Origin of the sequence: Hartmannibacter diazotrophicus, assembly GCF_900231165.1 — a bacterium.
Classification (GTDB): Bacteria; Pseudomonadota; Alphaproteobacteria; order Rhizobiales; family Pleomorphomonadaceae; genus Hartmannibacter; species Hartmannibacter diazotrophicus.
The window spans coordinates 4,002,978-4,015,537 of the sequence record NZ_LT960614.1; the positions used below are offsets into that span (position 1 = coordinate 4,002,978).

Sequence of the window (12,560 nt, forward strand, 5' to 3'; positions counted from 1 at the left end):
CGGTCCGATGCCCGGATAAAGGAATGAGGCCGCGCGGATGTCGATCCGGCGCGATCCCCGGCCATGGCGCCCGTCGCTGCCCGCCGCCCGAACGATATCCCCGGCCCCATGTGAGCCAGAAAAATCGGCAAACCGGCGAACACCGATGGCAAGGAACCCGGCCCGCGCTGCACCATTGCCCCGCCGAAACGGCCCGGTCAAGCCCTCGCACGGTCTCCTCTGCGCCTGCCATCGGCAGATTTGGCGAGCGGCGCGCGAAGTTGCAAGACCGGCGGCGGCGCGGCCGCCTCTGTTCCCGCGCTCCCGGCGCCTTTCATCCGCCGCTTCGGGCGCTTGACAGACGCCCTGCCCTCGACTAAATCGCTGGCATCGAAGAAGGGGCCGTAGCTCAGTTGGGAGAGCGCGTCGTTCGCAATGACGAGGTCAGCGGTTCGATCCCGCTCGGCTCCACCAATTCTCCGAACAAGGCCATTGGCAACACGCCCAGACTGAGCGGCGGCGCCAATCTGGCTGACATCTCCCCCCAAGAACTGTATTGGCTTCGCCCTTTCCGACACAGCAACGCCCCTGGGCCTGCGTCGGTGGACCATTCGCAAGCGGGCGGAAAGTCCATTGGCAACAAGGGCCGATGAACCGTTGCGAATAACGGGAACTCTTGCCCGGCCGCGGGCAGCTTGGCATTGACCTTCGGCCAACGGGACGCCTACCTTCCAGCGAGATCGGGCGCGGGCTCTCAACGAGCCGGCGCATCAGGCACGCCAACGAACGAAGCTGCCGGCAGGGCATCGAGGCCCGCCATCCCGGCGCGTGGCACATAGGGACGAAGCGGAACCGCAATGGAAAGCTCTTACTTCGACGTGGACTTGAACCGTGAGGGCGTAGCCGCCGGCAAGCATCGAATCCTGGTAGGAGGCCTTTGGGAAGAAGTCGGCAAGCTCCAGTTCGAGCGCCTGAAACAGGATGGCCTTCGCCCGGACGATGTGCTGCTCGACGTCGGATGCGGCTCGCTGCGAGGGGGCGTGCACTTCGTCGACTATCTGGCTCCGGGACATTACTACGGCATCGACATCAATCAATCATTCCTGGACGCTGGCTACGACATCGAGCTTGCCGAGGCCGGCTTGCAGGAGCGGATGCCGAGAGAAAATCTCGCCTGCACCACCGAGTTCGAACTGCCGTGGGACGGCGTCAAGTTCGATTTTGCCATTGCGCAATCGGTCTTCACGCATCTGATGCTCAATCGCATCCGGCAGTGTCTGACCCGACTGGCTCCCCATATGAAGCCGAATGGCGTCTTCTACGCGACCTTCTTCGAGCGCCCGGAGAATGCCCCGTCGGACCAGCCGTTGAGCCATCAACCGGGCGGCGTTGTGACCTACGACGTCAAGGACCCCTATCACTACTCGCTGGACGATCTCGCCTTCGCGATACGCGGCCTGCCCTGGCGGATGCGCTATATCGGAACTTGGGACCATCCTCGGGCGCAGAGACTGGTCGCCTTCGAACATCTGGCGGCCGACGCCGCGCCGGCCAATGCAGGTGCGGATATGCGATCACTTTCCGTCGAGGAGGCCGGCCGACTGGGTCCAGGTGCCAATCACTACCGCGCCTACGTCGGGCCTCCCGACCGGTTCGACTTCATGAGCGCGACCCAGTTCAGCCTCCTTTTCCAGTGCGGTCTGCGCGATCATCATCACGTGCTGGATTTTGGAGCCGGATCGCTGCGCCTGGGGCGTCTGCTCATCCCCTATCTTCAGCCAGAACGCTATTTCGCGATCGATCCCAATACCTGGCTGATCGACGAGGCGATCCGGAAGGAGTTGGGACAGAGCGCCGTGGAGTTGAAGCGCCCCGTCTTTTCCGCGTCAGACACATTCGACTGCACGGTTTTCGGACGGAATTTCGATTTCGTGATGGCGCAGTCGATCGTCACGCACTGCGGGCCCGCGCTGTTCCGCCAACTCATGAGCAGCGTCGCATCCGTGCTGGAGCCTCACGGGCTGTTCCTGTTCTCCTATCTGAACACGGCCGAGCCGGTGCCGCATCCAGAGGGTGAAGGATGGGTCTATCCGCATTGCGTGACCTATACCGAGGACGAGGTTCTTGGCTTCGTGCAGGAAGCCGGCATGGCCGGTATGCCGATCCCCTGGTATCACCCCGGGGCCAGCTGGTTCATGGTTGCGCGATCCGAGGCGCAGCTTCCGTCCAAAGCCGAAAGCAGTCTGCTCAACGGGGCTGTCCTGTTTGACCCGCAGTTTGCGCGCAGCCGGATGAACCCGCCCGCCTGATTCGCCAGCACCCATACCAAGACTGGGTCATTCGGGCGCTACACGCCCGCGAGCCGCACGACCGCCTCGAAGCCATCCGCCCGGCCCGTCGCCGGTGACTTGAGTTCGAGGTTGCTCCCCGCCCCGCGTGCGATGGCATCGATGATCGCAAGGCCAAGGCCGGAGCCCTCAGCCTCGGTCGAGGCGCGTTCGAAGGGACGCGTGAGCTGAGCCAGCCGCTCGGCGGGAATGACGGGGCCGCCGTTGACGACGCGAAGAACGCCGTCTTGCGTCAGCGTCACCACGACCGGCTCGTCGGCCGCCCCGTATTTCAGGGCATTCTCGAGGAGATTGCGAACGAGGATCGACAAGGCATCCGGGTCCACGCGGGAGTTGACCTTTGCCGATGGCAGGTCAAGGTCGAGCCGGTCCGGCCTCGACTGCGTGCGGCCGATATCCTCGCAGACAAGCCCGATCACAGGCACGATGTCATAGGGCGTCTTGGCAAACAGCCGTCCGCCTTCGGCGCGCGCCAGCTGCATAAGCTTCTCCGCCAGCCGGGCGAGCGTCTTCAGCGTCGCCTCGATCTGGCGCGCGCGCGCGCCGGTCTGCCCCTCCTTTGTTTCCGCCAGCAGGCGCTGGGTCTGGGCCAGCGCCGCCGCAATCGGCGTGCGCAACTCGTGCGCGCTGTTGGCGGTGAAGCTGCGCTCGGCCTCCAGCGTGCGGCGCAGGCGCGCCATCAGGTGGTTGACGGCCGTGGCAATGGGCGTGATTTCGCTCGGCAGACGGTCCGAACCGAGCGGCGTCAGGTCACCGCCGCCGCGCGTCTCGATCTCCGAACAAAGGCGCCGGATCGGCCGCATGCCGCCACGCACCAGAAGCCAGACGCCGCCGAAACTCAGCGGCACGAGCACGAGAAGCGGCATGATCAGCGCCTCGGCGGCCTCGTGCGAGGCCTTGCTCCGGACGTCCCAGGGTTCGGCGACGAAGATCGTCAGCGATCCCTGCAGCGCGCTTTCGGCGTAAATGCGATGCGTCTTGGTGGAGGAAAGACCGTCGTGGGCCGACTGCGGGAAGATCGCCGGGTCGGCGTCATGGGAGGCAAGGACGACGCTGCCCGCCTGATTGCGGACGATATAGGTCAGAAGCTCGTGGTGCGAGCGCACCGGCGCGATCCTCAGGACGTCCTCCGGCTCGCGGTCGATGATTTCCATTACCGCAAGCGGCAGGAGACGCTGCGCGGTTTCCTGCAGCGCACTGTCGAAGACGCGGTCCATCTCCTGCCGCAGCACGGTGTAGGCCGCCCCCGCCGCCACCGCCCAGAAGAGCGCAAGGCCGACCGAGAGCCCGAGCGCAAGGCGGACCTGCAGGCTGCGCGGCAGGATCATGACGCCCCCAGCCTGTAGCCAAGGCCGCGGACGGTCTCGATGGCGTCGGCGCCGAGCTTCTTGCGCAGCCGGCTGACATGCACCTCGATTGTGTTGCTGTCGACGTCCTGGTCGAAGGAATAAAGCCGCTCCTCAAGCTGGCTCTTGGAAATGATCGTGCCGGGGCGCTGCACGAAGGCCTCGAACAGCGCCCACTCGCGAGCCGTCAGATTCACCGGCTTGCCCTCCCTTCGGATGGCGCGGGCGGCAAGGTCGACCGAAAGCGGCCCGATCGTCACCAGTGGATTGGGATTGCCGTGATAACGCCGCGAGACGGCGGCAAGCCGGGCCGTGAGTTCGTGGAGATCGAAGGGCTTGACCAGATAGTCGTCGGCGCCGGCGTTGAGCCCGGCGATCCGGTCGGAGATCTGGTCCATCGCGGTGAGGATGATGACCGGCGTCACGTCCCCGGCCGAGCGGATCGTCTTGAGGAAATCGATCCCGCGTCCGTCCGGCAGCATGAGGTCGAGAAGGACGAGGTCATAGGGCGCGGCATGGATATGGTCGCGCGCTTCGTCCAGCCGCTGGACCCAGTCGACGGAATGACCGTCGGCATTCACCTGGTCTCGGACCGCCGATCCGAGGACCCGGTCGTCTTCGATGAGCAGCACACGCACGTCTCGCCCCCTTTTCACACTCCATACCTGCATCACGAACCTGACAGCAAGCTGAAGGACTTTCTGGTCTTTCTTCAGCAAGCCGTCAGGTTCGGGAGCGAGGGTCGGCCAATCCAAACGAGGAAGGAGACCCGACATGAAGACCCGATACCTGATTGCCACCGCCGCAATTGTGTTGATTGCAAGCGCCGGCATGGTCGCCGCGGAGCAGGACTGCGAGGTCCGGATCGGCGACTGGCAGCCGCGCAGCGCCGTCGTGAAGATGGCCGAAGAGCGTGGCTGGACCGTCCAGCGCATCAAGACGGACGACGGCTGCTACGAGATCCGGTGCACCGACCAGGACGGCCGCAGGATGGCCGTGAAGGTCGACCCCGGCACTCTCCAGGTGCTGGCAATGGACTATCGCGACGGCGACGACGACCACGGGCGGCGCGGCGAAAGCTACCGGGGAGACGACGATCACGGTCGCGACGGCGGCCGCCGCGGCGAGCACGAAGATGACGACGACGATGATGACGAGGGCGGCATGATGGTTCCGCAGAACGGGCCTGTCGATCCCAACGCTCCCGTTCCCGACAACGGCCTCTTCAACGGCAAGACCCGCCCGAAAGTCCAGGTGCAGTAAGCGCCTCGGACCACTCAGCCAGAAGGAATTTCCCATGAAACTCTTCGCACCGGCGATCGCCGCCGCCGCGGTTCTTGCCGCTCCCGGTCTCGCCTCCGCACGCGAGGTCACGTTCGAGACCACGCTGGCCAACTACGGCGGCGACGGCGCCTATGTCGTCATCTATGTCACCGACAAGTCCGGCGCCTATGTCGGCACGCTCTGGATGGCGGGCGGCAGGTCCAAATATTACCGCCATCTGCCCGAATGGCTGCGGGCCTCTCGCGGCCGGCTTTCCGAAGTCGACGGCATCACGGGAGCGAGCGTCGGCGCCGGCCGCACGCTGAAAATCTCGGTCGATCTCGCCGACACGATCATCGACGGGGGCTATGAGGTCCACGTCGACACCGCCGTGGAGAACATGCGCGAGAACCCCGGCGATGTCGTCGTGCCCCTGACGAGCGACGGCAACGGCAAGCCCGTTGGCGGGCGCGGCTACGTCAAGTCCTTCACCTACAGCTTCTGAGCGGACCTCCCCCATGTTTCGCACCATCCACTCGATCCCCGGCCTGATCGCCGCGCTTCTCGTCGCGCTCATCGCGGCGACGGGCGCGGTGCTCTCGGTCAACCCGGCACTGGAGCGCATGCAGGCGGCAGTGCCTGCGCGCGGCGAGGTCAGCGTCGCGGATCTTGCCGGCAAGGTTCAGGCGAACATCCCGGGCGTGGAAAACATCAAGCGCAAGCCGTCCGGCGAGATCGTCGTCACCTATTTCGATCCCGATCGTCCGGGCGTGGTGACGGTCGATCCTCGCTCGGGGGCGTCGACCGGCGCCTATGAGCCGTCCGCCTTTACGCTCTGGATCACCAATCTCCACCGCAAGCTCCTGCTCGGCGACACCGGCCGCGCCTTTGCCGGAGCCGGCGCGGCGGCGATGCTGATCCTCAGCCTGTCCGGCGCGGTTATGCTCGCCCAGCGGCTCGGCGGCTGGAAGAAGCTTCTCGGGCGTATCCACGGTACGCCGAGCCAGCGACTGCATGGCGAACTCGGCCGCGCCGCGGTCGCCGGACTGGTGCTTTCGGCGGCGACCGGCCTTTTCCTGTCCCTCTCGACCTTCGAAATCCTGCCCGACGGTTCGCCCGCCGAAGCGCCCTTCGCTTCGGCAAGCGGCGGCCAGACGCTTCCCGTCGGCGATCTTGCCGCCCTGAAGGCGGTGGACCTCAACGACCTTCGGCAGCTGACCTTCCCCTATCCGGACGACCCGTCGGATGTCTTCACCCTGACGACGGACAGCGGCGAGATGACCGTCGATCCGGCCACCGGCACCGTGCAGACCGCCGCCACGAACACGCCCTTCCAGACCGCCTACCAGTGGATCTATGCCCTCCACACCGGCGAGGGTCTCTGGTGGCTCGCGCTCGTCCTTGGCGCCAGCGCTTCGATCGTCCCGATCATGACCGGAACGGGTCTCGTGATCTGGGTCGCCCGCCGGCGCGCCCGGCCGCGCATCGCGCACAATGTCGGCGCCCAGTCGGCGGACACGGTGATCCTCGTCGGCAGCGAGGGCAACAGCACCTGGGGCTTTGCCGGAACGCTGCATGCGGCGCTGACCAAGGCCGGACACCGGGTCCACACCGGCGCGATGAACGACGTCACCGTCTATCGCCATGCCGACCGCCTGATCGTCCTGACCGCGACCTATGGCGACGGCGAGGCGCCCTCCTCGGCCCGGCGCTTCCTGGATCGCCTCGCAAACCTGAAGTCGGCACCGGCTCGGACCTACTACGTGCTCGGTTTCGGCGACCGTCAGTTCGCCCACTATTGCCGCTTTGCGGACATGGCCGACCGGGCCCTTGCCGCCAAGGGGGCGGAGCGCCTGCTCGACACCGCCCGGATCGATCGCCAGTCGGCCCAGGCCTTCGCCAAGTGGGGCGTCGATCTCGGCCACGTGCTCGGTACGCCGCTAGACCTTCACCACGTGCCGACCCGGCCGCGCACCTGCCGCCTGCGCCTCATCGAGCGGCGGGACTATGGGATCGACGTCGACGCCCATACGGCCGTGCTGCGGTTCGGTGTCGGCGAAGTCCGCCCGTCGCTGCACCGCAGGCTGTTCGGCGCGCGCCTGCCGCGCTTCGAGGCCGGCGACCTCGTCGGCATCCTGCCGCCCGGGAACAATGTCGCCCGCTTCTATTCGCTCGCCTCCGCGTCCCGTGACGGGATCCTGGAAATCTGCGTGCGCAAGCATCCGGGCGGGCTCTGCTCCACCTTCCTGACCGGACTTGAGGTCGGCGAGGAAATCGACGCCTTCGTGCGCGGCAACCCCGGCTTCCGCCCCCAGCCCGGCATGGCGCCGGTCATCATGGTGGGCGCGGGGACGGGCATCGGCCCTCTCGCCGGCTTCATCCGCCGCAACGAGACCCACCGGCCGATCCACCTCTGGTTCGGCGCCCGCAATCCGGCCTCGGACTTCCTCTACGAGCCGGACCTGAAGAACTGGCTGACCGACCGCCGGCTGACCGGTCTTCACACGGCCTTCTCGCGCCTGCCCGCCGGATCGCACGTCCAGGACCGCCTCGCCGCCGACGCAGAAACTGTTCGCGGCCTGATCGCTACGGGCGCTCAGGTGATGGTCTGCGGCGGACGCGACATGGCCGCCGGCGTCGCGGAGGTTTTCTCCGGCGTGCTGGGGCCCCTCGGGCTCACCGTCGAGGCCCTCAGAAAGGAAGGACGTTATGTCGAAGACGTCTATTGATCACAACGAGACTGCCGAGCCCCGGCGCGTCAGCCTCAACGGCCCGACCATGGGAAGCCGCTGGACCGCCGTCTGGTTCGACGACGGGCTGGACGATCCGCTGGAGATCGGCGCCGACCTGATTGCCGCCGTCGGCGCGGTCGACAACCAGATGTCGACCTGGAAGCCGGGCTCCGATCTCATGCGCCTCAACCGCGCCGGAACCGGATCGTGGATCGAGGTGCCCGCCAACCTGGCGACCGTCCTCGACGTCTCGCTCCGGATTGGCCGGGCAAGCGGCGGCGCCTTCAACATCGGTGTCGGCCGCGCGGTCGCCGAATGGGGCTTCGGCTCCCATGCCGGACGTCCCGGCGATCTTGCCGGAACGCCCGCGACCTTGAGCATGGACCTGCTGGACGTGGACGCGCTGCGAAGCCGGGTCCTCAAGCATGGGCCGATGTCCCTCGACCTGTCGGGTATCGCCAAGGGCTTCGGCGTCGACGAGCTCGCCCGCGTCCTGGACGAGGCCGGCATCGCCTCCTATCTCGTCGGGATCGACGGCGAGATGCGGGCGCGCGGCGAAAAGCCGGACGGCTCGCCGTGGTCGGTCGCCCTCGAACGGCCCGATCCGGCGGTCCGAGCCATCCACGGCGTCGTCACGCTGTCGGACTGCGCCGTCGCGACCTCGGGCGACTATCGCCACTGGCGCGAGGACGAGACGGGCCGCATCTCCCATACCGTCGACCCGAGAACCGGCCAGCCGGTCTGCAGCCGGCTTGCCTCGGTCACCGTTCTGGCGCCAAGCGCGATGGCCGCCGATGCGGCCGCGACCGCCCTGATGGTGATGGGCGAGGACGAGGGGCTCGCCTATGCGGAGCGTCAGGGTCTTGAGGCGCTGATGATCGTGCGCACCGAAACCGGAGAACTTGCCGAGCACGGCACCGGACGTTTCGCGCCCGAAGCAGCCCCATCTACGGGAATCCACGCTCGACAGGCCTCCCTGGAGGCTTGATAGGCTCTCACTGGCAATCCAAATCCGGAGATAAAACGTGCCGCGTCTGCATCTTCATCCCGAGAGCCACCTGGTCTCGCGCATCGGCTGGCTGCGCGCCGCCGTGCTGGGCGCCAACGACGGCATCGTCTCCACCGCAAGCCTTGTCGTGGGCGTTGCCGCCGCCGCCACGTCCACCGGCGAAATTCTGCTGGCCGGGACGGCCGGCCTGGTTGCCGGCGCGATGTCGATGGCGGCCGGCGAGTATGTCTCGGTGAGTTCCCAGTCCGACACCGAAGAGGCCGACCTTGCCCGCGAACGCCGCGAACTCATCGAACAGCCGGAGTTCGAGCTGAAGGAGCTTGCCGACATCTATGTCGCCCGGGGTCTTGAGCCGAAACTGGCCCTTGAGGTGGCAAGGCAGCTGACGGAAAAGGACGCGCTCGGCAGCCACGCCCGAGACGAACTGGGCATCGTGGAGGCAACGGCGGCCCGCCCCGTCGAGGCTGCGCTCACCTCCGCCGCCACCTTTGCCATCGGCGCGTCGCTGCCTCTGGCGAGCGCCCTGCTGTCCCCCGCCGATCTGATCGTTCCGCTCGTGTCAGGCGCGTCTCTCGTCTTCCTCGCAGCTCTCGGCGCGGTTGGCGCCAGAGCGGGCGGCGCCAACGTCGGCAAGGCCACGGCCCGCGTCACCTTCTGGGGCGCACTCGCGATGGCGGCAACAGCAGGCATCGGCACGATCTTCGGAACGACGATCGCCTGAGCGGGTCCGCATGACCGGAAGCCCTCGCCCGGCAGCCCTCGCACCCGAGGCAGCTTGCAGGAAAATCCGGCCAATCCCGGACGAAGACCGCGGCAAGGATCAGGGCACTCGCCGAGTGCCGCCGGGACGGCCTAGAAGCCAAATTGTCGAATGGAAAGAATGGCGGACAGAGAGACCGCTATTGGTATCGAACTGCGCACGAGTTCAGCAGATTATAGCACTGCCGGAAGACGACGATCTCGCGGCACCAAAGCTCTTGCGTGACAGACGTTCGGGGCATATTTTCGCCAGATGCTTGACCATTCGTCCCGGCATTTGTCGCCATCACATATCCCGATGGATGCGCTCAGCGAAGTCCTGCAGGACTTTCGTCTGAGCGGGGTCAGTTATGGGCGCTGCGAACTCCAGCACCCCTGGAGCATCACCTTTCCGCACCAGCAACTGCTTCGCTTTCACTTCATCGGTCAGGGTCCGTGCTGGATTCACACCGATGTCCAGGGATGGCAGCAGTTGAACGATGGCGATCTGGTGCTGCTGCCGCAAGGCACCGCGCATCGATTGGCAAGCGCGCCCGATGTTGAAGGCGAGTCGCTGAAAAGCTGTCACATAACAAAGCTCGGCAGCAATGTTTGCGAAGTGGTGCGGGAAGGAACGGGTGTGACCAACACCCTTTTCTGCGGCTCCATGACTTTGACAGCGCATGCCCTTGACCCTTTGATCGCCCTGATGCCGCCGATCATCAAGGGCTGCGATGTGGCCGGGAATGATCCAATCGTCGGCCCCCTGCTGACGGCCATGACGGCAGAGGCCTCACAGCCCCAGATCGGAAGCGCGACAGTCCTGTCCCGTATGGCCGACCTGCTCGCGGCAAGGCTCATACGCTGCTGGGTCAACTGCAGCGGAACGGCGACCACCGGTTGGCTTGCCGCCATCCGCGATCCCCACCTTGGGCGTGTCCTGGCGGCCATGCACCGGGAACCTGGCCATAATTGGACTCTTGAAAGCCTCGCCGGTGTGGCAGGCCAGTCGCGCTCGATCTTTGCCAAACGCTTCAGCGATGTCTTGGGCGAAGGCGCGGCACACTATCTGACCCGTCTGCGCATGCAGCTCGCTCATGAATTGCTGGAGCAAGGCGGCATATCGGTTGCCGAGGTCGCCTCACGCCTCGGCTATGAGTCCGAAGCATCCTTTGCTCGTGCCTTCAAGCGCACCACCAAAGTCTCCCCCGGTGTGGTGCGTCGCACCATTTCCGGACGAACGGCCATGGATTTCGGATTTTAAGCTACATACCGTCCCATATTGCGCCTCTATGAAGTGTCTCTGTCCTTCGGAGATACTTCTATGACCGACACATCATCCTCCCTTACCAGCGCTGAGCTGGATCTCGAGAACACCGAACCGGCCGCGTGGAGCCCTGCCACCTGGTTCGCGGTTCTTTCGCTGGCGGCCACCAGTTTCGCGCTTGTATCGGCAGAATTTTTGCCGGCGGGCCTGCTGACGCCCATGGCACGCGACCTCGCGATCAGCGAGGGAACAGCCGGACAGGTCGTTACCGCCACTGCTTCCGTGGGCGCCGTCACAGCCTTGCTCAGCAATGTCCTGATCGGCAAACTGAACCGCAAGACGGTGCTCGTGGGCCTCAGTGCGTTGGCGATTGGCTCCAATATTCTTGCAGCCTTCGCCGCGGATTTCTGGCTACTGCTTTTGGGACGCGCCGGGCTCGGCATTGCGCTGAGCGGCTTTTGGGCGCTTTCGGTTGCGGTCGTCTCCAGACTGGTCGGCGCCAATGCCACAGGTCGAGGGATGGCCATCGTCACGCTCGGCGTCTCTCTGGCCACGATCGCGGCGCCTTCGATTGGTGCAGTGATCAGCGACTGGATAGGCTGGCGTAGTGCCATGACGATGACAGCCGGGCTGGCCGCGATTGCCATGCTGTTGCAGATCGTGAGCTTGCCAACGCTGCCTGCTAGTAAAAGCAACAGTCTTTCCGACGTTTTCCGGCTGACCCGGCGGCGTGGAGTTCAGCTGGGAATGCTGGCAATTCTTCTTTTGATGACGGGGCATTTCGCCGGCTCGGTCTATGTACGGCCTTTCCTCGAGCAGGTGACGCTACTTGAAACCGGTCCCATTGCTCTCGCGCTGCTTGGATTTGGCATTGCCTCCGTCGTCGGCAACGTTGCTGGCGGGCGGCTGGCGGACGCCAGTATTCACATGGCGCTCGCTGTCAACGCGGTGCTGATGACGTCTGCATCGTTCGCCCTGGTGCTTTGGGGCACGCATATCGGCGTCGCCTTCATCCTCGTCACGCTTTGGGGCTTCGCCTTCGGAATGGCACCGGTCGTCCTTCCGACCAACCTGTCCCGTAGTGCCCCAGACGCCTTGGAGGCAGCCGGCAGCCTGATGGTCGTCTCGTTTCAGGTCGCGATCACCATCGGCGCGGTCTTGGGCGGCTTTATCGTCGATCGCTATGGCGCGATCGGGCCCCTGACTCTTACTGCGGCCCTCGCCGCTTCCACGGTCGCCTTAGCGCTCACACAGCCGCGCACATGATCTTTGTTCTCGGTCCGGTTCCCAGGCATCCATCAAGCGGACGACACCGTAAGTCTTGCCCCCGTCCAAAGCAGCAGTTGGTCGCAACGTGCTGACAGAACAGCGCGTTGCAAATATTGCTGCCGGTAATCGCAGGTATCATCGATTTGCCAGTCTATATATGCGGCTCTGCCTTCAGCGTGTTTCCCGCCATGATGGCTGTGCCTCAATAGCGTGATGTCCATCAAGACTCGGCGCCAATCGGCGCCGAACGCTTGCCGCTTCACAATGCGTGCCGTCCAAGTGGAGGGGGTGGTTGCCTCAACCGGAATCGAACCGCTATGGCCACGATCTGAAAACAAATCATTCAAATCTTGAAGCAATTCTCTCGATGCCACTGGAGAAAATGCGGGTGAGGCCGCTCGTATGGTCGCGATGGCATAATCGCCCTGCCGGACTTGTTGATCAGACCCTCTATGCTCTCACGATCACTGGTTTGTCGCGAAATCAAAATATCCAGGTCATCCGAAAGGCCGATCAGGCCGCGATCGAACATCCAATGCGCCGTTCCGGATAGAGCGATGCCATTGCCGAAAAGATCAGGGCCATTTGCCTCTACAGGTCGGACACCCG

The 12,560-nt window shown here is 65.1% G+C and carries 10 protein-coding genes, 1 tRNA gene and 1 pseudogene; 9 read left to right on the forward strand and 3 right to left on the reverse strand.

What is annotated here, in order from left to right; genetic code table 11:
• The first annotated feature begins 377 nt into the window (after positions 1-377).
• Together HDIA_RS18675 and HDIA_RS18680 are read left to right on the forward strand one after the other, a co-directional pair.
• Positions 378-453, forward strand: a tRNA-Ala gene (locus HDIA_RS18675).
• A 383-nt stretch (positions 454-836) separates the two neighbouring features.
• Entirely contained in the window at positions 837-2,288 is a 1,452-nt protein-coding gene (locus HDIA_RS18680) for a class I SAM-dependent methyltransferase (protein ID WP_099557541.1), read from the forward strand.
• A gap of 38 nt (positions 2,289-2,326) precedes the next feature.
• On the opposite strand, the gene HDIA_RS18685 is transcribed toward HDIA_RS18680, so the two are convergent.
• Both HDIA_RS18685 and HDIA_RS18690 read right to left on the reverse strand, forming a co-directional pair.
• Positions 2,327-3,655 carry an ATP-binding protein gene (locus HDIA_RS18685; RefSeq protein ID WP_099557542.1) on the reverse strand — a complete coding sequence of 443 codons (1,329 nt, stop codon included), beginning with the start codon at positions 3,653-3,655 and terminating at the stop codon, positions 2,327-2,329.
• Positions 3,652-4,311, reverse strand: a complete 660-nt coding sequence (locus tag HDIA_RS18690; RefSeq protein ID WP_099557543.1) for a response regulator transcription factor — start codon at positions 4,309-4,311, stop codon at positions 3,652-3,654. Before HDIA_RS18690 ends, HDIA_RS18685 begins: the two co-directional genes overlap by 4 nt.
• A gap of 136 nt (positions 4,312-4,447) precedes the next feature.
• On the opposite strand from HDIA_RS18690, the gene HDIA_RS25730 reads away from it, so the two are divergent.
• From HDIA_RS25730 to HDIA_RS18725, 7 genes are all read left to right on the forward strand, one after another.
• On the forward strand, positions 4,448-4,936 hold the full coding sequence (locus HDIA_RS25730; RefSeq protein ID WP_099557544.1) for a PepSY domain-containing protein: 489 nt from the start codon (positions 4,448-4,450) through the stop codon (positions 4,934-4,936).
• Between the two features lie 34 nt (positions 4,937-4,970).
• Complete coding sequence (locus HDIA_RS18700; protein ID WP_099557545.1) at positions 4,971-5,441, forward strand: DUF2271 domain-containing protein; 471 nt, start codon at positions 4,971-4,973, stop codon at positions 5,439-5,441.
• Between the two features lie 13 nt (positions 5,442-5,454).
• Positions 5,455-7,665, forward strand: coding sequence for a PepSY domain-containing protein (locus HDIA_RS18705; RefSeq protein ID WP_099557546.1), 2,211 nt, complete (start codon positions 5,455-5,457; stop codon positions 7,663-7,665).
• A complete protein-coding gene (locus HDIA_RS18710; protein WP_245883966.1) occupies positions 7,646-8,656 on the forward strand; it encodes an FAD:protein FMN transferase in 1,011 nt (336 codons plus the stop codon). Before HDIA_RS18705 ends, HDIA_RS18710 begins: the two co-directional genes overlap by 20 nt.
• Before the next feature lie 37 nt (positions 8,657-8,693).
• On the forward strand, positions 8,694-9,398 hold the full coding sequence (locus HDIA_RS18715) for a VIT1/CCC1 transporter family protein (RefSeq protein ID WP_099557547.1): 705 nt from the start codon (positions 8,694-8,696) through the stop codon (positions 9,396-9,398).
• Between the two features lie 291 nt (positions 9,399-9,689).
• Positions 9,690-10,679: an AraC family transcriptional regulator gene (locus tag HDIA_RS18720; protein WP_099557548.1), complete on the forward strand. Its 990-nt coding sequence runs from the start codon at positions 9,690-9,692 to the stop codon at positions 10,677-10,679.
• Positions 10,680-10,739: 60 nt separating this feature from the next.
• On the forward strand, positions 10,740-11,948 hold the full coding sequence (locus tag HDIA_RS18725; protein WP_099557549.1) for an MFS transporter: 1,209 nt from the start codon (positions 10,740-10,742) through the stop codon (positions 11,946-11,948).
• Between the two features lie 346 nt (positions 11,949-12,294).
• Here the strand turns inward: HDIA_RS18725 and HDIA_RS18730 are convergent.
• Positions 12,295-12,555, reverse strand: a pseudogene (locus tag HDIA_RS18730) (HNH endonuclease); the annotation flags it as partial.
• Positions 12,556-12,560: the final 5 nt, after the last annotated feature.